The sequence below is a fragment of the Bacillus silvicola genome (assembly GCF_050524305.1).
Taxonomy (GTDB): Bacteria; Bacillota; Bacilli; order Bacillales; family Bacillaceae_G; genus Bacillus_A; species Bacillus_A cereus_AT.
Window position 1 is genome coordinate 964,042 of record NZ_JBNGVC010000001.1, and the last position, 23,158, is coordinate 987,199.

Genomic DNA, 23,158 nt, shown 5'->3' on the forward strand with positions numbered 1-23,158 from the left:
AAAGACGGAGAATCCACATCTCCGTCTTTTTATTATGCAAACATTTTAAATACGCCTATCGCATTTAAAAATACGATAATTACAGTTACCGGAATAACATACCTAAGCAAGAAGAACCAAATATTAAACAATGTTTTCCCTTTCGTTTCCGTAACTTCTAATTCTTTCATTAATAGCTCTTTACTCATTTTATTTGGTACAAATAGCGAAATGGCTAGTACTCCGAGTGGCAGTAATACATTACTTACCGAAAAATCGACGAAATCAAAGAATGTCTTACCAAATATTTTCACATCACTCATAATTCCAAACGATAACGCTGATGGAATTCCAACTGCAAAAATAAGAATACCAATTAATAACGAAGCTGATGGACGCTTCTTCTCATTATCTTTCGCAACAGATGCTACTACAATTTCAAGCATTGAAATCGCAGATGTTAAAGTCGCAAAGAAGAATAAAACTAAAAACATAATGAAGAAAAATTGCCCAAATGGAATTTTTGCAAAGACAGCAGGAAGAACGATAAACAGTAACCCTGGTCCTTCTGTCGGTTTAACTCCTAATGCGAAAATCGCTGGGAAAATCGCTAACCCTGCAAGTACTGTAATAAATACCGTTAAACTTACAATAGATGTCGCTGATTTAGCTAAATGCTCTTCTTTCTTTAAATACGAACTATACGTTACCATTACCGAGGCACCTACCGTTAGTGAGAAGAAAGATTGCCCCATCGCATATAAAATCGTATCTGCTGTAAGCTTTGAAAAATCTGGTTTTAAGAAGAACTCTACCCCAGCCATAGCACCATCAAGTGTTAACGCACGAATAATGATAGCAATAAATAAAATGAATAATAGCGGCATCATATACTTACTTGCTTTTTCTATCCCCTTCTCTACACCTTTACTTACAACAAAAATAGTGCAAAGCATAAAGATAAATTGCGCTCCAATCGCGCTTACTGGATTTGAAATCGTTTCACCAAACAATTGTCCATAATCAGCAACACCACTCCAGAAGCTTCCTGTAACACTATAGTATAAGTACAGTAAAATCCATCCACCTACAACACTATAAAAAGATAGTACACTAAAACAAGTAACAACTCCCATGCGACCAATCCAAGGATATAACTTACTATTCGGTACTAATACCTTATAAGCTGTAACTGCCTCTTTTTGCGTACTACGTCCAATAACAAATTCAGCTAAAAGAAGCGGCATACCTATAAATAAAGTTAATAGTAAAAATACAAGGAAGAATGCGCCTCCCCCACCATTACCTGCAACATATGGAAATTTCCATATGGCACCAAGACCTACTGCGGCTCCGGCTGCTGCGAGTACAAAGCCTATTTTCGACGTCCATTGCTGTGTTTCTTCCATCATAATTTCTCCTTTTCTGAATATTTAAACTTTTACTAATTATACACTTTCATTTCATACTCGCACACCTCCTTTAGAAAATAAAAAAGTCCCCTACACGCAAATATGCATGTAGAGGACGATATATGTAATGTAAATACCGTGGTACCACCTCAATTGGATTGATAAATCCCACTTGTTCAAGTACAGGAAAAATTCCGATACTCTATCCTTTTAACGGCGGAACCCGGGTTGCCTACTACAATGTTCAACATACCTCTCGCAAGCCCATTCTGTATATTTTATCGTACCGGGCTCACACCTTACCCCAGCTCTCTGAACGCCTCAAATATACGTACTCTTCTTGCTCATCGATTTCATCTATTGAAGTTACTTGTGATTATAAATTATATTTTTATATTTGTAAAGCACAATTCACTCACTATCCTACATGAAGTTCCCTCTCTAATTCTTGTAAAAAAATTTCTCTTTTCTGTTCATTTTGAACATATATCGACTTTAATACTTCTTGCAATAATATATTTTTCTGCCTTTTCTCTACTTGTAATTCTTTCACTTTTATTCTAACTTCATATAAAAAATCAAGATATGATTCATAGTTCTCATCATATTTATTTGCAATATCATCGCGAATTTTTTTTGCAAGTTTCGGACTAGCCCCTCCAGTAGAAACAGCTACATTAAGCAATCCACGATGAATTGCCGCCGGAAAATGAACATTTCCACTTTCCGGATTCGTAATAACATTTACCAATTGATTTGCCGAGGCATCTTCAGCAATTTGTTCATTTAGTACCGAATCGCTAGTCGCTGCAACTACTAAAAAAGCATCGGCGATATCACTTTTCTCATACTCCCTTTGATACCAACGAATTTGCTTTTCTTCTACAAGTTTTACTAAATTCGCATCTAATTCTGTACTTATCACAATTATATCCGCACCTTGTTTTAGTAAGGGAACAATTTTAAACCCTGCTACTTTCCCTCCACCAATGACAACAACACGTTTCTTATCAACTCGCACTGTAAGTGGATACATATTGTTCTCCCTCCAATATTCCCTCTGTTTTCTGAATTAACATCTCTCGAAACGCTTCATTCTTCCCTAAATATGGACTTATTTTTATCTCTTCCAACTCATATTGAAGCACTTCTTTCTCAACATGTTTCATAAGTAAGCCTGTAAACAATAAATAAGGTAGTACAACAATACTCTTTTCTTCTCGTTCTACAACTTCCCTCAACTTCTCCTCAAACTTTGGCTCCGCAGCTGCTAAATAACAAATTTCCACCTCTTTAATGTTCTCTTCTTTTTGAAATAAAGAAGAAATCCACTTCATGTCTTGTAAAGTTTCCGGATCACTGCTTCCTCTTGCAACGAGCAAAAGTGTTACTTCTTCTTCATAGTCTTTAATGCCACTTCCGTTATATACCGCTTTTACAAGCACTTCTGATACACCAAATGGATTACCATACACTATTTTGATATCCGGATATTCCTCGTTTAACTTTCGTAATTCAAGCGGAATATCTTTCTTTACATGTCCTGCCGCTAATAAAAAAACAGGAATAGCGACAATCTCTGTAGCACCACGCTTCACACATGTACGAAATCCTTCTTCAATAGAAGGACTCGCTAGCTCTAAAAAACAAACTTCTTGAATCTTTGCCTCTACACGGTTCATACATGACGTAATAAATGCAACCGCTTCTTCTTTTGCTGCTTTCAAACGGCTTCCATGACATATATACAAGACAGCCTTCATTTTACAATACTCCGCTTACTGGATATGCATTTTCCACTTGTTTCTCAAACCAATGTATCTTTTCTCTAAAACGGACAACTTCTCCAATAATAATCATACTTGGATTTTGAATTTTTTCTTTTTTAGCAACATCTATAATTGTTCCTAACGTCCCTGTAACAGTACGCTGCATAGATGTGGTCCCCCACTCAATGATAGCGGCAGGTGTACTTTGATCTTTTCCATGTTTTATAAGTTGTTCACATATATAAGGTAAATTACTAACCCCCATATAGACCGCTAATGTATCTACACCTTTCGCTAAACTTTCCCACTTCACTTCCTCTTCAGCATCCTCTTTTCTATGTCCTGTCACAATAGCAAAACTTGCACTTGCATCGCGGTGTGTTACTGGAATTCCAGCGTAAGCAGGAGCGGCTATACCAGCTGAAATACCAGGAATAATTTCAAATGGGATACTTTGTTTGGCTAACGCTTCGGCTTCTTCTCCACCTCTTCCAAATACAAATGGATCCCCGCCCTTTAGTCTCGTTACAACTTTTCCTTTCTTCGCATATTTAATAAGAAATGTGTTAATTGTCTCTTGCTTCATCGTGTGATAATTCGGGAGTTTCCCGCAATAAATTAAATCTGCTTCAGGCTTTGCGTATGAAAGCAACTCTTTATTCACGAGGCGGTCGTATAAAATAACATCTGCCTTCTCGATACATTTCAACCCTTTAACAGTGATTAAATCCGGATCGCCAGGACCCGCTCCAACGATATAAACCTTCCCCATCATCTCTCCTCATTTCTACTATTAAAGTGAAACTTCCATCCTTTTATATGAATGGAAGTTAGAATACTTTCGTATTACAATGTTATTTACTCATGAACAACAAATGCCGCACCTTTTCGAATCTTCTTTTTTTCAAACAAAGAAATCTCCTTTACTTCTGGCAACGGTAAAAAATGTTTTTCAAGCTCAATTTCCGCAAGCTTAAACGCCTGTTCTTCACTTTGAGCAACAACAACAATTGGAACAATACTATTCGCTAATACAGCTTCAAAACGATATAAATCCATATTGTCCCTCCTAAGACGCTATTAGCTCTTCTAATACGTGATTTAATGTCAACTGTAATTCTTCTACGCCAACGCGGCCAACAAAATCATAAAACGTTTCAGCTGGTAACTTATTCTCTTTGAAATAACTTATAAATGATGCGAGCACATCTGGTAGATCTTCACCATCTATTTTTCCTTTTAGCTTTTGATTATAAGCACCGCCATCTAACAACGTTCCACCTACATATATTTCAAATGCTTCAACTATTCCTTTTTCCTTCGTTTTCATTTTCACCCCTTGTAATCCGATGTCAGCAATTTGACGTTGACCACATGAATTTGGACATCCTACCATATGAATTCGAACTGGAACATCGAGTGCAATTTGTGTATCTAAGTATTCCGCAATTTTCCGTAATCTTTCTTTCGTTTCTACTAGAGCAAGATTGCAATATTCAATACCAGTACATGAAACCGCATGACCAATAAATGATTTCGGACTTGCAGATATTGCCTCAAACAACGGTTCACTTAGTAAACCCGCTACATTTTCTGGTGGAACATTCGGAATGATGAAATTTTGTGAATTACATGTACGAATTTGTCCATTTCCATATTGCTTTGCAATTCTGGCAATCTCAAACATTTCTTCTGCATGTAAACGTCCTACTGGTACATTAAATCCGACATATTTTAATCCTTTTTGTTTTTGATCTTGAACACCATAAAAATAGCCTGCATTCCATCCTTTGAGTGCACTTTTTCCTTTATTTTGTAACGGTCCTGTATACTCTATTAGCTTCTCTTTAAATTTCTCTGCACCCCAGTCTGCAACAAGAAATTTCAAACGTGCTAAATGACGTTTTTCGCGATATCCAAAATCACGGAATATAGTAGCAATCGCAATCGCTACCTTTTTCACTTCTTCTGGTAAAACGAACACGTCTAATTCTTCTGCTAAGTATGGACGAGCTGATAAGCCCCCGCCTACTTTTATATGAAAGCCAACTTTTTTCTCACCATTTATCTCTTTCGTTGCAGGTGTAAATGCAACACAGTTAATCTCTGCGTTTGCAGAATTGTAAATATTCGAACTAATAGACATCTTAAATTTACGTGGCAGGTTCGAAAACTCTTCATTGTGCTGGAAATAGTCATATATTTCTTTAACAATATGCGTCGTATCAAAGAGTTCATTTCCATCAATTCCAGCAAGTGGATTCCCTGTAATGTTACGCGTTATATCACCACACGCCCCTGCTGAAGATAATCCAACTCTTGCTAATCTTTTAAAAATATCTGGAATTTGCTGAATTTCTAACCAGTGAAACTGAATCGCCTGTCTTGTCGTAATATCTATTACATCGCGTCCATAATCCTCGGCGATAGAAGCAAGCGCTTCTGCCTGCGCATTTGTAATAATCCCTGAAGGAATATTTACACGCATCATAAAATATCCAGCTTCTTTCGGCCGTTGCAAATACAATCCGGCCCATTTAAAGGAGTCCCACTCTTCTTTCGGAATAGATTCAAATCCATTCTCCGCATAGTAAGGAATGTCATTAAAGATTTCTAATCCATCTTTTTCTAATTTCTTTTTCTCAGACGGATTCAATTTTTCATTATTTGCCCACACTTTTTCATAACTCATCTTTTATCCCCCTATATGAAACTACGCTCTTGTAAATAATTCACAATTTGTTCTGCGCATTCTTCAATAGAATTCTTATGTGTCTCTACGATTAATTCTGGCTTCCCTGGTTCCTCATAAGGCGAATCAATACCAGTAAATTCTTTAATATCACCTTGTCTCGCTTTTTTATAAAGCCCTTTCGGATCACGTTTCTCACATTCTTCGATCGGACACTTTACAAAGACTTCAATAAATTCGTCTACTGCCAAAAGGTCTCTAACTTGTTTACGGTCTACTCGAAACGGTGAAATAAACGCTGTAAGGACAACCGTTCCTTGATCTACAAATAACTTCGCTACTTCACCAATACGTCGTATATTTTCCATACGGTCACTTTCAGAAAATCCTAAATCCTTATTTAAACCGTGGCGAATATTATCTCCATCTAACACGTAATTTCCAATATTCTTTTCAAATAGTTTACGAGCAACCGCATTCGCTACTGTAGATTTACCCGAAGCCGATAAACCAGTAAACCAAACTACAAAACTGTGATGCCCATTCTTCACTCTTTTCTCATCTTTTGAAACAGAAGCTGTATGCCAAGTAATATTCGTATCCATCTCGTTCTCTCCCTATTCTGTTACTACTTCTTTTTTCAAGCCTTTAATTAGCACTTCCACTACTTCTTTACGACTAAATGTACTTGGCGGAATCTCACCGTTTCTTAATAGTTCTCTTACTTTCGTACCCGATAAAATAACATGGTCTTCTTTTCCATGCGGACATGTTTTCGTTGAAGCCATCGCTTCACATTTAGTGCAGTAAAAACTATGTTCAAAAAATAACGGCGTAATCCCTAACTCTTCTACTGTAAAATTCGTAAAGATTTCCTGCGCTTCATATGTTCCGTAATAGTCCCCTACCCCAGCATGATCACGCCCTACAATAAAGTGGGTGCAACCAAAATTCTTTCTTACTAGTGCATGAAATATCGCTTCCCTTGGTCCTGCGTAACGCATTGCTGCAGGAAATACGCCTAAAAAGACACGATTTTTAGGGTAATAGTTATGAAGTAATACTTCATAACTTTCCATCCTTACATCAGCAGGAATATCATCTGATTTCGTTTCCCCAACAAGCGGATTCAAAAAGAGACCATCTACAATTTCAAGAGCAGACTTTTGAATGTACTCATGGGCACGATGTACCGGGTTTCTCGTTTGAAATCCAACTACTGTTTTCCAACCACGCTTTTTAAATTCTTCTCTCGTTTCAATTGGGTCTAAATGATAAGAAGGAAATTGATTATTTTCAAAGCGTTTTGTAAGAATAATAGCTCCTCCGACGTAAACGTTTGGTCGTTCATATAATTTTTTCACTCCTGGATGAGCCTCATCCGTCGTTTTATATACAAGTAACGCTTCTTTTTCTTTATCTGGTACAAAAATATCTTCTATTTGAATAACACCATATATATTTCCATCGCTGACAAGCTTTACTTCCTCTCCAACTTTCAGTCTCTCTGCTACATCTTCTGTTACCGGTAATGTAATCGGTATACTCCATACGCTACCATTTGCTAAACGAATCGTTTCTACGACCGAATCATAATCTTTCTTTCCTAAAAAGCCAGTTAGTGGGCTATATCCCCCTGTCGCTAATAGCTCTAAATCACTTAACGCAATGTTGTCTAATTTGATTTCTTTTTCAATTTGTGATACGTCGTATGTCTCGTCTATACGATTTATTAATTCGTTTCTTGTACTCATTTTCTATATCCTCTCTTAGCTTTATTTTCAAATTCATCTTATTGGTAATGAAGACCACATTCTGTTTTCACTTTCCCGGCCCATCTACCATCTCTCGAATCGCCACCCTCTCCTACAGGTAACGTACACTTCTCACATCCAATACTTGGATATCCAACATCATGCAATGGGTTATACGGCAAGCTATGTTTGTATACATATCGCCACACTTCTTTCCACGTCCAATGAATGAGTGGACAAACTTTAATAGATTGAAAGCGATGATCTTGATTTATAAACTTTGTATGCTTACGCGTTTCTGATTGTTCCCTCCTTAAGCCCGATATCCACGCTTTTTCCGCCGCTAATGATTTTTCTAACGGTAAAATTTTTCTAATTTTACAACAAAGATTCGGATTACTCTCCCATAATTTCTCACCATGCAACTTCGCTTGTTCATCAAGTGTAAATTCCGGCTGTTTTTCTATAATATTTAATGAAGGAAATCGTTCCCGCACCTTTTGAATTAATTCATACGTTTCTCGAAAATGTACATTTGTATCCAAAAATACAACTTTAGCGGATGGATTTACTTGGTTTATAAGGTGCAGCAAAACCATACCTTCTACCCCAAAGCTACATGCATATACAATTTCATCTTTATATTCGTTATAAGCCCAACTTAATACTGATAGCGCGCCTTTCGTTTCATCTTCTTCGGAAAATGAAACACTATTTTCTTCCCACGTTTCATACGTCAACATGTTTTTTCCCCCTGTAAAAGCAAAAAGACGGTTTTAACCTAATAAAATAGGTTAAAACCGCCTCTAGTTTTTCTAGTCAGCGCTTTTTACTTTAAACGTACTTTTTCACTTTTTTCTAATTGAATCACTTTTCCATCTTGCACAACAATTGTAATGGAACCATATTTCATATCAGCAAGCATCGCTTGAATTTTCTCAGATACTTCATCAAAATGTTCCCGTACACTCACGCGAACAGCCCCCCTTTTTATTCATAAAAAAAATCTTTCCCATTTCGAAAAGACTGTTCGGTAATATATTTTACCTTATCTTTCAAAATGGATTCCATTTTGCTGGATTTAGCACCTTGCTTTCTATAAGCAGGTTGCCGAGCTTCGCCGGGCCAGTTCCCTCCGCTTCTCTTGATAAGCTTTGTATTTGTATTTTATCACAATTCTGATTTTTTTCAATCCTAGTTTTCCGATATATTTTAATTATTTTATTTTATAAAAAAGGAATTGCCCATCCGAACAACTCCTTTTTCCTATTTAAACAAGTTCTTTAATACGTATGCGATCGTTCCCAATAATATTTTCATATGTTTCACGCTCTACAACAATTTGTGATGTTCCGCCTTTTGCAAAGACGACAGCTGGTCTACGAATACGATTATAATTATTCGCCATCGAGTACCCATATGCCCCCGTACAAGAAATTGCTAGTAAATCAGAAGAAGCAACTTGCGGTAAGTTAATATCCCAAATCAGCATATCTCCACTTTCACAGCATTTCCCAGCAATCGAAACGAGTTCCTCATTCTCAAGATTCCCTCGATTCGCCAACATCGCCTCATAACGCGCTCCATATAGAGCCGGTCTTAAATTATCTGTCATCCCACCATCGACTGAAACATATTTCCGAATACCAGGAATCTCTTTCACCGCTCCAACTGTATAAATTGTTGTTCCCGCATCACCTACGATACTACGACCTGGTTCAATCCATATTTCTGGAAGCGGGTATTCACATACTGTAAACTGCTCTCTTATCGTACTTGTTACAGCCTCCACATACGTTTCAAGTGTTAACGGTGTATCAGACTCCGTATAACGTATACCGAAACCTCCGCCTACATTCAATACTTTCACTACATAGTTTGTTCGCTCTCTCACTTCTTCTAAAAATTGACGTAGTACTTCAATTGCTCGAACAAAACCAGCCGTTTCGAATATTTGTGATCCGATGTGCGAGTGAATTCCTAGCATATTATAATTTGATTTTTGCAAAGCTAGCTCAATCGCTTGCATCGCTTGACCATTTGAAACACCAAATCCAAATTTCGAATCCTCTTGGCCTGTTGTTATATATTCGTGTGTATGTGCCTCTACTCCTGGCGTTACACGGATTAATATGTTCACAAACTTTCCATGTTGCACTGCTAAATCATGTAAAATTTCTAATTCTAAGAAATTATCTACTACAAAACAACCGATATTCGCCTGAAGAGCCATAATTATTTCTTCTGCTGTTTTATTATTTCCGTGAAAATGAATGCGCGATGCCGGAAATCCTGCTTGAAGCGCAGTATATAATTCTCCTCCAGAAACAACGTCTAAAGACATATTCTCTTCACGAGCTACTCGGCACATCTCCATGCACAAGAACGCCTTGCTTGCATATGCTACTTGATAAGAGAAACCACTTTCTTTAAAAGCACGATGAAACGCGCGGCACTTTCCTCGAATAGACTCTTCATCGTATACATAAAGTGGTGTTCCGTATTGTTTTGCTAGCTGCGTCGTATCGCACCCACCAATTTCTAAGTGTCCTTGCCCATTGATTCGGCTTGTGCCGTGTAAATACATTTAAATTCCTCCCTTATTTCCTCTAAAACTCATAACCCCAATCTTCTATTCATTGCAGCACGCTTTTAGATAGACAAAAAACGCGCGGAACAATGTTCACACGCGTTTCTTATTAGGAAAAATATATATTGAAAAAATAAACGAGTTGTTATCTTCTCAAAATAAGAAACCGCATCAACATCTCCAAATAGCTCTCCATAAAATAAATCTTATGACAGTACTACATTTATTCAATGCAGTCCCAATATATGAATAAGATGGTTATTCTTATATTTCGGCAATAGTCCCTTTCAACCTATGATCACAGATTCCATTAAATCTCCCATAGCTTACTCTTTCCTATCGCGGCCTCTACCTTTGAGAGTAGATGAGGTAAGTCTATTTAATTTTCAAACATCTAATTGTTGCTATTAACAATACCAAAGGACCATTTTATTTGTCAAACAATTTTTTATATTGTTTTTTTACAGTTTAATTTTGTATCATTTGGTAAGCGCTTTACTGAAACCTTTGTCACTTCCCATTCGCCCTCTTCGTTATTAAATGTAATCGTTACCTTCTCAAATGGTGGAGCAATTTTCCCAGCAACACGTTCATACTTCGTTACTTCAATACTCGCTTGAAATAAATATGTACCACTATACACTTTTTTTAAACTAATAATTTTAGGACATTGATAAGGCTTCAAGCTCCCATATTGTTTTTCAATTGCTTTATTTATTTTCGGAAATAAAACAGAATAAAGGGCATCTTCCATAAGAGGTGCATCATATTGTGCTACCGACACACTCGGTGAAGCAAAAAGTATAACACTACTGCATACTATAAAATATAATAATTTTCGCATTATAACCTCCGTTTTATTACTCGATTCTTTCTGCGCACGATAATTATCATACATAGAAACTCCGTTTTATTGTCTCCCACTGCCCTTTTTCTACTCAATTATTATAAAAAAGCCCACAACTCTCTTTTATTTTCGTATAATGATACTCATAGTATAATAAACATAATAATAAAGGACTGTTCGTATATATAAAATGAGGCGCTAATCAAACCGGCTCACAAGAACTGTCATGCTTTTAGGAGAGGAGTATATTATGCTACAAAATCTGTTTCCAAAACTGCGATTTGCACTAGTTGCAGTCGTTTTATTATGGATAAAAACATATATTGTGTACAAGCTAGCATTTGATATTAGAATTGATAACTTCTTTGAAGAATTTATGCTTTTTATTAACCCACTAGCTTCGTTACTTTTATTTTTTGGTTTCGCTTTACTTGCATCTAAGTACCGAAACCGAATTATTATTGTAATTAGTTTTATACTGTCATTTATTTTATTTGGAAATGCAATGTTTTACGGGTTCTATAACGATTTTGTTACTTTCCCTGTTTTATTCCAAACAAATAATATGGCTGACTTAGGGACGAGTATAAAAGAACTCTTTACGTATAAAACATTACTTTTATTTGCAGACGCAATTATTTTAATGTTTATTTCGCGTAAATTTCCATCATTTGGTGATAAAACACCACTTTCTCGCTCTGAGAAGCGAACTTTCTTTAGCGGTGTAACAGTATTACTAGCACTACAAATTGTTGTTTCAGTTATATATAAACCACAAATGTTCTCACGCTCATTTGATCGTCAAACTGTCGTGAAAAATTTAGGTCTATACACATATCATCTATTTGATATTACACTTCAATCTAAGTCTTCAGCTGAGCGTGTATTTGCAAGTGGAGACGGTTTCTCTGAAATTAAAAACTATACAGACTCAAAAGATAAACAAGTTGATAAAAACTTATTTGGAGCTGCAAAAGGTAAAAATGTAATTTTAATTTCAATGGAATCTACACAAAGTTTTGTTATTAATAAAAAAATAAATGGAAAAGAGATTACTCCATTTTTAAATGAGTTTATTAAAGATAGTTTTTATTTCGATAACTTCTATCATCAAACGGGACAAGGTAAAACTTCTGATGCTGAATTTATCGTTGAAAATTCCCTTTATCCGTTAGACCGTGGTTCTGTATTCTTTACTCATGCAACAAATGAATACACTGCCACACCAGAACAATTAAAGAAATACGGATATTCTTCTGCTGTCTTCCATTCAAACGATAAAACGTTTTGGAATCGTGATGTAATGTACCCTGCGCTTGGATATGATCGTTACTTTAATTTAAATGATTACGTAGGAACGGAACAAATGTCTGTCGGTTGGGGATTAAAAGATAAAGAGTTCTTTGAGCAATCTATTCCAAAGTTAAAATCTTTACCACAACCGTTCTATACGAAATTTATTACGTTAACAAACCATTTTCCATTTCTTCTAAATCCAGAAGATCAATATGTTGATGAATTTAATTCCGAAAGTGGTGTTTTAAATCGCTACTTCCCAACCGTTCGATACACGGATGAAGCTCTTAAATTATTTATTAAACAATTGAAAGACGAAGGACTGTATGATAATTCCGTTATTGTCATTTATGGTGATCATTACGGCATTTCTGAAAACCATAATGCAGCTATGGCTCAGTTCCTTGGGAAAGACGCTATTACACCGTTTGATTCTATGCAATTACAACGCGTCCCTCTCATTATTCATGTGCCTGGCCAAGAAGGAAAAGTCATCTCTAAAGTATCTGGTCAAATTGATATTAAACCAACGTTACTTCACTTACTTGGTATTAAAACAAATCAATCCGTAGAATTTGGAACAGACTTATTTACGAAAGAAAAAGACCCTCTTATGGTAATGCGGGACGGCAGTTTTGTTTCGGAAGATTATGTTTATACAAAAAATATGTGCTATAAAAGAAGCACAGGTGAAGAAGCTGATTTAACACTATGTCAGCCTTATATTGAAAAAGCAAAAACAGAATTAAAATTATCCGACAAACTCATTTATGGAGATTTATTACGATTTGATCCTAACAATCGATATAAAACCGGAACGATGACAACGAAATTTGAATAGTGTAGGAAGCAACTTTACAAAAGTTGCTTCCTTTTTTTTTTACTTATTTTTCAAATTTCTCTTCTATACAATCTTTCACAAATTGGGAATTTCTTTCGTATGAGGAAGAAATTTATGGTATGATAAAATAAGTAAACTTTCATACACTAATTAAGAATTTATTACAGAAAGCAAGGGATCAGATTTTGTATAGAGCAGCTATTCCAAACTTATTTACGCTCGGAAATTTATATAGTGGATTTTTGTCAATCGGCTATGCATCTTTAGGATATTATAAATCAGCTGCTATTTTAGTACTTATCGGGATGATGTTAGATAGTCTTGACGGTCGTGTTGCTCGTTTATTACGCGTTGATTCACAAATGGGAAAAGAGCTTGATTCACTCGCAGATGTTGTAACGTTTGGCGCGGCACCTGCTGTGTTAATGTATTACACATCTTTCTCCAACTACGGAATCATTGGACTATACATAGCGGGATTATTCCCACTGTTCGGAGCATATCGCTTAGCACGATTTAATGTAACACCATCATCTACTTCTATGAAATATTTCACTGGAGTTCCGATTACTGCAGCAGGAGGGCTTGTCGCTTTCCTAACATTATTTTCACATACCATTCCAAAAATCGTTCTTATTACAGTATTTGTAACGTTCGCATTTTTAATGGTGAGTCGAATTCGTATCCCAAGTTTAAAAGATGTACCAATTCCACGATATAGCATAATTATTACATTATTTTTAATTGGGATCATTATCACAATGTATCAAACAGGGTTCGGTAATTTTTCTGTTTTCTTATTCATTGCTATTCCACTATATATTTTGTATATGCTATCTCAATTCATTAGACAAAGACCGTCTAAAAAAGCGAATAAAGAAAAATAAAAAGAAACCTTCCGAATACGGAAGGTTTCTTTTTATTTTGTAACTAATAATTTTTGATTTACAGGTGTTACAGGTTTTTCATCGTTTAATACAGCTAAAATATTTCTCACTGCCATTTCAGCCATCGCATCACGAGTTTCGAATGTTGCATTTCCTACGTGAGGAGCAAGTACTACATTCTTTAATCCTTTTAGCTCTTCTGTAATTTTCGGTTCAAATTCAAATACGTCAAGAGCTGCACCTTCAATTTCATTCGTTTTTAGTACATGAGCAAGTGCTGATTCATGCATAATTGGTCCACGTGAAGCATTTATAATATATGCTGTTTTCTTCATCATTTTAAACTGTTCTTCACCAATCATATGATGTAATTTCGGACTATACGCACAGTTAATTGTAATAAAGTCCGCTGTTTGTAATAATTCTTCCAACGTTACGTATGTTGCTTCCAGTTCACTTTCAGCTTCAGGCTTTCGATTTGGTCCTGTATATAAAACATTCATTCCAAATGCTTTCGCACGCTTTGCAACTGCCTTCCCGATTTCTCCAAGGCCAATAATTCCGATTGTCTTACCGTGTACTTCGCGGCCCAAGAAGAATAACGGTGCCCATCCGTTAAATCCAGTTGTACGACATAACGTATCACCTTCAGGAATTCTCCGTGCAGCTGCTAAAAGAAGTGCAAATGTTAATTCTGCTGTCGCTTCAGTTGATACTTTCGGTGTATTCGATACTGCAATTCCTTTTTCTCCTGCATAAGTGAAATCAATATTATCGTAACCAGCACCGTAGTTTGCAACAATCTTTAAATGAGGTGCTGCATCAATAACTTCTTTCGTCACCTTTGTAGAAAGTAAACTTAACAATGCATCTTTATCTTTTACACGCTCTGTTAATTCATCTAAAGAAATTAATTCTTCTTTATCATACATTTCTACATCATGATCCTTTAATAGTTCTAATCCGATTTCTGGAATTTTCCCTGCTACTAATATTTTCGCCACTACTAACACCTCTTCTATACAAAATAAGATATCTCTTATATTTCATTGTAAGAAATCCACATATAAAAACCAAGGAATTTGATTATAGTTTTGAAAATCGACACTTTTTTATCCATAAGAAAAGAGGAGATTCATCTCTCCCCTCTTCTTATGCTTTCTCTTGCGATTCTTGTCCAAGCTTTGCATCGATTGTGCCTTCTGCAACTGTATCGCTAATTTGTTCCTCGATAACTGAGTTAGCTGTAGTATTCGTTTCAGAAGTATAAGCTTGATCTGCCGCTTGTACTTTTTGTTTATTTTGTTGTTTCACCATTTTTCACCCTCCTTTTGACTCTTCCTTATTTTGAACAAAAAAGGTGGTTTTCATCAAAAAATCGTTTTTTATTTTGAAATTGTTACTTCTTCTTCAAGCAATCTCATCGTTCTTACTCGTTTCGTAAATGTAGCTACGTGAGAAATATCATGATTGCGTAATGTCTTTATATTTTCTTCCACATATTTTCCTAAATCATTCGGATAATGGGCATCTGAAGAGAGAGTAATTGGAACCCCATGGTTAGCTAGTACTTGTAAATAAAGCGGACTTGGACACATTTCGCGCACAGGATAGCGATAATACAATCCCGCATTTATTTCTGTTGCGGTATTCGTTTCTACTAACGCACGCGCAATTTCCTTATAATAAGAAAGCTGTTCATTCTCATCTAACCGGTAATTAAATACTTTTATGTTATCAAGATGAGCTATTATATCAAATAGCTCCGAACGAACGGCACTTTCAACTGTAGCGAAAAACGTATGATATAAAGTATGTAACTCATGCTTACCAAAATACTCTTTCGTATCTGGATTATCAAATCCCCATCCCTCTATAAAATGGACTGAACCGATTACATAATCAAAGTCTCCTAATGCTAGTAACTCTTTTAACTCTTGTTCGCCGCCGATAAAATAATCCGCTTCAATTCCAAGTTTGAGCGTTACCCCTCGTTTACTCCATCGCTCTTTTGCCTCTTCAATCGCCTTTGTAAAATCATAAAGAGACGTTACTCTTACTTGGTCTAGCCACTCCTTCTGTAAACGACCGAGTTTCGAATCACTAATATCTACATATTTTTCATAATATCCTTTCGCCTCGTGAAAACGATATAAATGATCGACAATGCCAACTTCTTTTATCCCTTTTCGCAATGCCTCTTCTAAATATAAATCAATCCATTTCGATGTAAATGGGCCTTCCTTCACACGTTTTTGCAGGCGTTCTTGTGTTTTCATAAGCCAGCCTATTGAATGTTTATCCTCTTTAAGCGGTTCATAATATTGTAGTGCATCATTTATTTTAGCAAGCCAGCCTATTGAATAAGGCCCTTCTTCTAAATGAAGGTGATAGTCCACTTTCATCCATATTCCCCCTTATAATGTATCTATTTCTTTTCGATCTCCTACTCTCGAAAGCTTTCCATGTCTTTCTTTCACTTCTTGCATGACATCTTCTAATGAAATATTTTTTTCAGCTAATAGAACAAAACAGTGATAGAACACATCAACCATTTCTTTTACTAGTTCTTCTTTATCATTATTTTTAGACGCGATAATTACTTCGGTGCACTCCTCACCAATTTTCTTTAAAATTTTATCTTCACCTTTTGAAAATAAATAATTCGTATATGATTCAGAGAGTGGATTTTTCTTTCGTTCTTCAATTGTTTCAAATAATAACTTAAGGATATCTTCCATATGTACCCCCCTATATAATTTTATAGTGAAAACACGTTTTTTCTCCCGTATGGCAAGCAGGCCCTATTTGCTTTACGACAACAACGATTGAATCTTGATCGCAGTCTAAATAAAGTGACTGAACATATTGGACATTACCTGATGTTTCTCCTTTATTCCATAACGACCTTCTTGAACGAGAATAAAACCATGTTCTTTTCGTTTCTAGCGTCTTTTCATACGCTTCTTCATTCATATAAGCTAGCATCAAAACTTCTTTCGTATCCTCTTCGATGACAACTGCCGGTATTAATCCTTTTGAAAAGTTAGGTTTCATAACCGCACCTCAACATTTGCATTTCTTAATTTTCTCTTTACGTCCTGCACTGTCGCCTCACCATAATGAAAGATTGATGCCGCAAGTGCTGCATCAACTGTTGTCTTTTGAAAGACTTCTATAATGTGATCAGCATGACCACATCCGCCTGACGCAATGACTGGTACGGAAACACTTTTTGAAATTTCTTCTGTTAAACGAAGGTCATATCCGTTTTTCGTTCCATCTGCATCCATACTCGTTAATAAAATTTCGCCTGCGCCTAGCTCGGTAACGCGCTTTGCCCACCTGATTGCATCCATTCCCGTATCAACTCTTCCGCCGTTCACATATACATTCCACTTACCTTCTGCTACTTTTCTAGCATCAATTGCTACGACAATACATTGTGAGCCAAAGTGTTCTGCCCCTTCTTCGATTAATTTTGGATTTCGTACTGCTGCTGAGTTGATTGAAACTTTATCTGCTCCAGCTCTTAGTAAATTGTACATATCTTTAACACTTGAAATCCCACCGCCAACTGTAAGAGGAATAAATACTTTTGAAGCTGTTTTTTCTACAACATCTATAATGGTTTTTCGTCCTTCATTCGTTGCCGTAATATCTAAAAATACAATTTCATCTGCTCCCGCATCATTATATAAAGCAGCTATTTCAACAGGATCACCGACGTCTTGTAACCCTATAAAATTTACCCCCTTTACAACTCGCCCTTCTTTTACATCTAGACATGGAATAATACGTTTCGCTAACATAACTTTGTTACCTCTAACACTTCTTCTAAATCAATCGTTTTCTCGTAAAGAGCCTTACCAATTATGACGCCGTATATATTCATATCATTTAACTTTTTCACATCTTGAATAGATGCCACTCCTCCAGAAGCAATAAGACGAATAGCAACGCTTTTTTGTAGTAACCCCAATTGCTCTATATTCGGCCCTGCAAGTGTCCCGTCTTTCGAAATGTCTGTAAACACAATCGTTTGAACACCTACATTCTCCATTTGCTTTGCTAAATCAATGTAAGAAATTTCAGACACATCAAGCCAGCCTCTCGTTGCTACGAAACCATTTTTCGCATCAATACCAACAATGATTTTTTCTTTATATAGAAAAACTGCTTCTTCTAAAAATGCCTTATCATAAAGAGCAGCTGTTCCTAAAATCACTTTATCTACACCTACTGACAATAACTTCTCTACCGCTACAAGTGATCGAATTCCTCCTCCAACTTGCACAGGAATACGTACTGCCTTGCAAATTCTTTCAATAACGAGCAAATTTACTGACTCGCCAGCAATTGCACCATCTAAATCAACAATGTGTAGTGTTTTCGCTCCCAATTTTTCGAATATAATCGCTTGCGCAACCGGATCTTCATTCATTACTGTTTCTTTACTAAACTCTCCTTGATAAAGTCTAACGCATCGCCCCTCTTTTAAATCGATAGCTGGGAAGATTTCCATGCTTCTACCACCCCTTTGAAATTTTTCAACATTTGCATTCCTATGTCACCGCTTTTTTCAGGATGAAACTGTGCGCCGTATATATTTCCTTTGGCTACAAAACCAGGTACTTTCACTCCATATTCACTTATCCCATACACAATTTCATTCGAACAATCTGCATAATAAGAGTGGACATAATATACGAAAGAACCGTCCTCTACTCCATTCCAAAGCGCTATTTCTCCCTCTTTCTTTAACTCATTCCATCCCATATGTGGAATTTTATAAGGAACTTTTAATTTCCGAATGATACCTGGTAATAAATTCAATCCGTTACAGTCTTGTAACTCCTCACTTTTTTCAAATAAAAGCTGCATTCCTAAGCAAATGCCTAGAAGCGGTTTTCCTGAACTCCCAACTTCTTGTAACACACGCACTAAATCTTTTTCTTCCAATACATCCATCGCTTTTGGAAATGCACCTACTCCTGGTAAAATCACTCCATCACTTCTAAAAATCTCTTCTTTATCACTCGTTACGATGTACTCTGCTCCAATATATTTTAATGCTTGTTCTACACTACGAATATTTCCCATTCCATAATCTATAATAGCAATCAATTACAACATCCCTTTCGTTGAATTTACACCAGTAATGTTGGCATTTCTTTCGACAGCTTCTCTAAGCGCTCTACCAAACGCTTTAAATAACGCTTCAATTTTGTGATGTGTATTGCTTCCGTATAACATGCGAGCATGTAATGTAATATTGGCAGCATGAGCAACAGCTCTAAAAAATTCTTCTGTTAGTTCTGTATCAAAATCCCCTAGCTTCGGATTCGTTAATTCTCCTTGAAATACAATATATGAGCGCCCGCTAATATCAATTGCGACAAAACCTAAAGATTCATCCATCGGTACATATGCGGAGCCATAACGATTAATCCCCTCTTTATTTTGCAATGCTTCTTTCAAACAATTTCCGAGTACAATTCCAACATCTTCAACTGTATGATGCGCATCAACGAATACATCGCCTTCCGCCTCCACTTGTAAACCGAATCTTCCATGCCTTGCAAATAAAGTTAGCATATGATCAAAAAATCCAACTCCCGTTTGTACAGAAACGCTCTTGCCTTCATCAAGCTGCAAACTTAATTTTATTTTTGTTTCTGTCGTCTCACGTGTTTGACTGGACTCACGCATTATTCTTCCTCCTCAAATCTTATTTGAATTGCTCTCGCATGTGCATGTAGCCCTTCTTTATTGGCAAGTTCTACAATATGATGTTGTACATCTCTTAACGCTTCCTCCGTATAAGACAGAAAGCTTGATTTTTTCACGAAATCATCGACTGATAACGGTGAGAAAAACCTTGCCGTTCCACTTGTCGGTAACACATGATTCGGTCCTGCTAAATAATCACCGAGCGGTTCCGGTGCATATGGTCCAAGAAAGATAGATCCTGCATGTTTCACACAAGCCAGAGCATTCATCGGTTCTTTTATATGTAACTCTAAATGTTCTGGAGCGATTTCATTCGATAATTGAAGTGCCTCATCTAAAGAAGGAACGATAAAGATAGCTCCATTTCTATTTATCGATTCACGAGCGATTTCACTTCTTGGTAATGTCGCTAGCTGTCTTTCTACCTCTCTTTCTATTTCTTTTGCTAACCCTATACTCGTTGTAATGCAAATTGCTGTTGCTCTCTCGTCATGCTCCGCTTGTGATAATAAATCAGCAGCAATATATTTTGCATTGCCGGTTTCATCAGCAATAACTACAATTTCTGATGGTCCAGCAATCATATCGATATTTACTATTCCGTATACTTCTCGTTTCGCTAGAGCGACGTACAAATTTCCTGGTCCAACTATTTTATCCACTTTCGAAATCGATTCCGTCCCGTATGCTAAAGCAGCAATTGCTTGCGCACCACCTATCGTATAAATTTCATCTACTCCTGCAAGGCTTGCAGCAACTAAAATATGTGGATCAATTCCTCCTTGCCTTGGTGGTGTTACCATTACAATCTTTTTCACACCAGCGAGTTTTGCTGGCAATACATTCATTAATACTGACGAAGGATACGAAGCAGTTCCGCCTGGCACATATACCCCTACATTTTCTAAAGGCCGAATGATTTGTCCTCTAATGATGCCTTCACTCGTGCAGTCGAATATTGATTGCCTTTTTTGCTTTTCATGATACGAAATAATGTTTTTCTTCGCCTCTTTTAACGCTTCTAAAAATGAATTCTCTACAAACATACTCGCTTGTTTTATTTCTTCCTCACTTACACGAAACTCTTTAATCTCCACACCATCAAACTTTTTTGTATAAAAAGATAGGGCCTTATCTTTACTCTCCCTTACATTTTGAACGATTTCGCTTACACTTCTTTGAACAGTTCCTTCTATTATATTAGCGTTTTCTCGTAGCAATTTTATTTTCGATAACGCCTTTTGAAAATCTTCACAAACTATCTCCATTACAAGTCCCCCTATTTTCCTGACAAAATTTCTTGCTCCATCATATTTATAATACTGAATATTTCGTCTTTTTTAGTTTTTAATGCAGCCTTATTTACAATCATTCGAGCAGATATAGAACACATTTCCTCAAATACAATGAGTCCGTTTTCTTGTAATGTTTTTCCTGTTTCAACAATATCAACAATCGCATCTGCCAATCCAAGAATAGGAGCGATTTCTACAGAACCTTCTATTTTTATAATCTCTACATCCTCCCCTTTATCATGAAAATAGTTAGAAGTAATATGTGGATATTTCGTAGCAATGCGTTTCTTCCGGTAGCTCTTCGGATTATAAGTAGGAATAGAAGCAACACAAAACTTACACACGCCTACTCCTAAATCCAACATTTCATAAATATCTTTCTCGTTTTCCATTAAAATATCTTTTCCAACGACCCCAATATCAGCTACTCCATGTTCTACATAAGTAGCAACATCTACTGCTTTCACTAAAATAAATGAGATATCTGTATTTCTACTTTGAAAGACAAGCTTTCGTCCTTTATTTTTGAGCTCCGAACAATCAATTCCAATCTGCTCAAACAATGGAATCACATGCTTCTCTAATCTTCCTTTCGTTAACGCAATTTGAATGTTACGCATGAAGTTTCTCCCTCTTTCTGGAATACCCATTTCTCTTTCCATACATATTCCACTAATGATTCGTTCTTTGCCTCTACGACCGTTACTATTTTATTTTTTCTGGCAAATTGAAAGGTGTCGTTTAAATTAGGGAATAAAGATAGCTCTACTTTTTTCCCGTCCTTTTGAAGTAAATTTCGTAATCTTTCCGCTTCTGCTAATCTATTTAACTCATAATGAATCATAATATCTATTCTCTTTCGTTCATATGGTTCTTGCTGCTCTTGCAGCGCCTTCACAATTTGATTGACTTGCACCGCGAGTCCAACAGCCGGCAGCATCTCTCCAAAATTCCCAATTAACTCATCATATCTTCCTCCACTAACAATTTCTTCTCCAATTTCATATATATACCCTTTGAAAATAACACCTGTGTAATAATCCAAATGTTGAATCATACCTAAATCAATTGAGATGTAAGATCCATAGCCTAGTTTTTCAATTGCTTCATATATTTCTTTCACTCTGGCAATCGCCATTTTCATTTCATTACTTGAAGCGAGTTTTTCTGCTTCCTCAATAACTTCTAAATTTCCAAATAGCCTTGGCAATTTCTCAAGTAATCTTACTGTTTCATCACATCGATCTAATTTCTTTTCTCTAATAAAATTTGATAGAGCAGCATAATTTTTACTTTCAATATATGTTCTAAGCACACTCTCTTCTTCATCACGAATGGAGAGTTTTTTTACAATACATTTATATAACTGTACTTGCCCAATCTCAATTGTAAAAGATTGCACCTTTAACTTTTGAAGTGCCTGAATAACACTTATTACGCATTCAATTTCAGCTCTTACATTATCAATCCCGATAATTTCAATACCACTTTGTACGATTTCATTATATTTTCCAGAATGGGACTCATTCGCCCGAAATACATTCCCGCTATACGTCAGTTTAAGCGGAGTATCCCACCTCTGCGTTCCCATCACTCTCGCTAAAGGAATTGTCATATCTGGGCGTAATACGATAATCCGCCCCTTTTCATCAAAAAATTTATACATCTTTTCCTCATCTATCGGCCTGCTTTGAAATGCAAAAACATCATAAAATTCTATTGTCGGTGTCCTTATTTCTTCATAACCTCGCTCTAAAAAAGTACGCCTTAATTTTTGTTCTACTTCTTCAATTAACGTACATTCTTCGAATAAATAGTCTCTCGTTCCATTTGGGTTTGCCCGTTTCCATTTTGTCATCTAAATTCTCACACCTTTCCCTTTCTAATGTATGCCTATTTCATTCACCTAAACCGAAAATAAAAAGAGCCTTGTAGACAAAATACCTACAAGGCTCTTTAGTAGAGTGTAGGTACAACGGGAATAACCCTTGTACCTACACGTTTTCACGCTAGGTTCAAGGGTTTTATGTATGATGATGTAGTTGTGTAAGCATTTTAATAGA

At 36.3% G+C, this 23,158-nt stretch carries 26 protein-coding genes, 2 riboswitches and 1 other annotated feature; of the genes, 2 read left to right on the top strand and 24 right to left on the bottom strand.

Annotated elements, in window-relative coordinates:
• Positions 1–32: 32 nt before the first annotated feature.
• From ACP6L7_RS05070 to ACP6L7_RS05125, 12 genes are all read right to left on the bottom strand, one after another.
• Complete coding sequence (locus ACP6L7_RS05070) at positions 33–1,388, bottom strand: sodium-dependent transporter (protein ID WP_141533337.1); 1,356 nt, start codon at positions 1,386–1,388, stop codon at positions 33–35.
• A 111-nt stretch (positions 1,389–1,499) separates the two neighbouring features.
• Positions 1,500–1,748 (bottom strand) — a binding site (T-box leader).
• A gap of 61 nt (positions 1,749–1,809) precedes the next feature.
• Positions 1,810–2,427, bottom strand: coding sequence for an NAD(P)-binding protein (locus tag ACP6L7_RS05075; RefSeq protein ID WP_097831776.1), 618 nt, complete (start codon positions 2,425–2,427; stop codon positions 1,810–1,812).
• Positions 2,402–3,154: a sirohydrochlorin chelatase gene (locus tag ACP6L7_RS05080; protein WP_097831777.1), complete on the bottom strand. Its 753-nt coding sequence runs from the start codon at positions 3,152–3,154 to the stop codon at positions 2,402–2,404. The genes ACP6L7_RS05075 and ACP6L7_RS05080 overlap by 26 nt, the downstream gene beginning before the upstream one ends.
• A gap of 1 nt (position 3,155) precedes the next feature.
• Entirely contained in the window at positions 3,156–3,932 is a 777-nt protein-coding gene (gene cobA / locus ACP6L7_RS05085) for a uroporphyrinogen-III C-methyltransferase (protein WP_098361687.1), read from the bottom strand.
• A gap of 86 nt (positions 3,933–4,018) precedes the next feature.
• Entirely contained in the window at positions 4,019–4,219 is a 201-nt protein-coding gene (locus ACP6L7_RS05090; protein ID WP_097831779.1) for a DUF3906 family protein, read from the bottom strand.
• Between the two features lie 10 nt (positions 4,220–4,229).
• Positions 4,230–5,852, bottom strand: coding sequence for a nitrite/sulfite reductase (locus ACP6L7_RS05095; RefSeq protein ID WP_097831780.1), 1,623 nt, complete (start codon positions 5,850–5,852; stop codon positions 4,230–4,232).
• A gap of 11 nt (positions 5,853–5,863) precedes the next feature.
• Positions 5,864–6,457, bottom strand: a complete 594-nt coding sequence (gene cysC, locus ACP6L7_RS05100) for an adenylyl-sulfate kinase (RefSeq protein WP_097831781.1) — start codon at positions 6,455–6,457, stop codon at positions 5,864–5,866.
• Positions 6,458–6,469: 12 nt separating this feature from the next.
• The gene (gene sat, locus ACP6L7_RS05105) at positions 6,470–7,606 is read right to left on the bottom strand and encodes a sulfate adenylyltransferase (protein WP_097831782.1); all 1,137 of its coding nucleotides are present in this window, start codon (positions 7,604–7,606) and stop codon (positions 6,470–6,472) included.
• Between the two features lie 38 nt (positions 7,607–7,644).
• Entirely contained in the window at positions 7,645–8,349 is a 705-nt protein-coding gene (locus ACP6L7_RS05110; RefSeq protein WP_097831783.1) for a phosphoadenylyl-sulfate reductase, read from the bottom strand.
• Positions 8,350–8,435: 86 nt separating this feature from the next.
• Positions 8,436–8,579, bottom strand: a complete 144-nt coding sequence (locus ACP6L7_RS05115; RefSeq protein WP_000116159.1) for a YezD family protein — start codon at positions 8,577–8,579, stop codon at positions 8,436–8,438.
• A gap of 72 nt (positions 8,580–8,651) precedes the next feature.
• A riboswitch (SAM riboswitch) is annotated at positions 8,652–8,760 on the bottom strand.
• Between the two features lie 116 nt (positions 8,761–8,876).
• Positions 8,877–10,193, bottom strand: a complete 1,317-nt coding sequence (gene lysA / locus ACP6L7_RS05120; RefSeq protein ID WP_097831784.1) for a diaminopimelate decarboxylase — start codon at positions 10,191–10,193, stop codon at positions 8,877–8,879.
• A gap of 180 nt (positions 10,194–10,373) precedes the next feature.
• A riboswitch (Lysine riboswitch) is annotated at positions 10,374–10,555 on the bottom strand.
• A gap of 89 nt (positions 10,556–10,644) precedes the next feature.
• A complete protein-coding gene (locus ACP6L7_RS05125) occupies positions 10,645–11,040 on the bottom strand; it encodes a DUF3888 domain-containing protein (RefSeq protein WP_001228834.1) in 396 nt (131 codons plus the stop codon).
• Positions 11,041–11,293: 253 nt separating this feature from the next.
• Between ACP6L7_RS05125 and ACP6L7_RS05130 the strand changes: the two genes are divergently transcribed.
• Entirely contained in the window at positions 11,294–13,180 is a 1,887-nt protein-coding gene (locus ACP6L7_RS05130; RefSeq protein ID WP_002086724.1) for an LTA synthase family protein, read from the top strand.
• A 185-nt stretch (positions 13,181–13,365) separates the two neighbouring features.
• Positions 13,366–14,067 carry a CDP-diacylglycerol--serine O-phosphatidyltransferase gene (gene pssA, locus ACP6L7_RS05135; RefSeq protein ID WP_044739224.1) on the top strand — a complete coding sequence of 234 codons (702 nt, stop codon included), beginning with the start codon at positions 13,366–13,368 and terminating at the stop codon, positions 14,065–14,067.
• Positions 14,068–14,099: 32 nt separating this feature from the next.
• On the opposite strand, the gene ACP6L7_RS05140 is transcribed toward pssA, so the two are convergent.
• The 12 genes from ACP6L7_RS05140 to hisZ form a co-directional block, all read right to left on the bottom strand.
• Complete coding sequence (locus ACP6L7_RS05140) at positions 14,100–15,071, bottom strand: NAD(P)-dependent oxidoreductase (protein WP_097831785.1); 972 nt, start codon at positions 15,069–15,071, stop codon at positions 14,100–14,102.
• 148 nt (positions 15,072–15,219) lie between these two features.
• Positions 15,220–15,384, bottom strand: a complete 165-nt coding sequence (locus ACP6L7_RS05145) for a YozQ family protein (protein ID WP_097831786.1) — start codon at positions 15,382–15,384, stop codon at positions 15,220–15,222.
• Between the two features lie 68 nt (positions 15,385–15,452).
• Positions 15,453–16,472 carry a histidinol phosphate phosphatase domain-containing protein gene (locus ACP6L7_RS05150; RefSeq protein ID WP_097831787.1) on the bottom strand — a complete coding sequence of 340 codons (1,020 nt, stop codon included), beginning with the start codon at positions 16,470–16,472 and terminating at the stop codon, positions 15,453–15,455.
• A gap of 12 nt (positions 16,473–16,484) precedes the next feature.
• Entirely contained in the window at positions 16,485–16,808 is a 324-nt protein-coding gene (gene hisE / locus ACP6L7_RS05155; protein WP_097831788.1) for a phosphoribosyl-ATP diphosphatase, read from the bottom strand.
• Positions 16,809–16,818: 10 nt separating this feature from the next.
• Entirely contained in the window at positions 16,819–17,124 is a 306-nt protein-coding gene (gene hisI / locus ACP6L7_RS05160; protein ID WP_097831789.1) for a phosphoribosyl-AMP cyclohydrolase, read from the bottom strand.
• On the bottom strand, positions 17,121–17,879 hold the full coding sequence (hisF, locus tag ACP6L7_RS05165) for an imidazoleglycerol phosphate synthase cyclase subunit (protein ID WP_097831790.1): 759 nt from the start codon (positions 17,877–17,879) through the stop codon (positions 17,121–17,123). The genes hisI and hisF overlap by 4 nt, the downstream gene beginning before the upstream one ends.
• Entirely contained in the window at positions 17,873–18,592 is a 720-nt protein-coding gene (hisA, locus tag ACP6L7_RS05170) for a 1-(5-phosphoribosyl)-5-[(5-phosphoribosylamino)methylideneamino]imidazole-4-carboxamide isomerase (RefSeq protein WP_098361685.1), read from the bottom strand. The genes hisF and hisA overlap by 7 nt, the downstream gene beginning before the upstream one ends.
• On the bottom strand, positions 18,565–19,194 hold the full coding sequence (hisH, locus tag ACP6L7_RS05175) for an imidazole glycerol phosphate synthase subunit HisH (RefSeq protein ID WP_097831792.1): 630 nt from the start codon (positions 19,192–19,194) through the stop codon (positions 18,565–18,567). Before hisH ends, hisA begins: the two co-directional genes overlap by 28 nt.
• On the bottom strand, positions 19,195–19,779 hold the full coding sequence (gene hisB / locus ACP6L7_RS05180; protein WP_097831793.1) for an imidazoleglycerol-phosphate dehydratase HisB: 585 nt from the start codon (positions 19,777–19,779) through the stop codon (positions 19,195–19,197).
• A complete protein-coding gene (hisD, locus tag ACP6L7_RS05185; RefSeq protein ID WP_097831794.1) occupies positions 19,779–21,068 on the bottom strand; it encodes a histidinol dehydrogenase in 1,290 nt (429 codons plus the stop codon). Before hisD ends, hisB begins: the two co-directional genes overlap by 1 nt.
• An 11-nt stretch (positions 21,069–21,079) precedes the next feature.
• Positions 21,080–21,715: an ATP phosphoribosyltransferase gene (gene hisG, locus ACP6L7_RS05190; protein ID WP_097831795.1), complete on the bottom strand. Its 636-nt coding sequence runs from the start codon at positions 21,713–21,715 to the stop codon at positions 21,080–21,082.
• Complete coding sequence (hisZ, locus tag ACP6L7_RS05195; protein WP_097831796.1) at positions 21,691–22,953, bottom strand: ATP phosphoribosyltransferase regulatory subunit; 1,263 nt, start codon at positions 22,951–22,953, stop codon at positions 21,691–21,693. The genes hisG and hisZ overlap by 25 nt, the downstream gene beginning before the upstream one ends.
• Between the last annotated feature and the right edge of the window lie 205 nt (positions 22,954–23,158).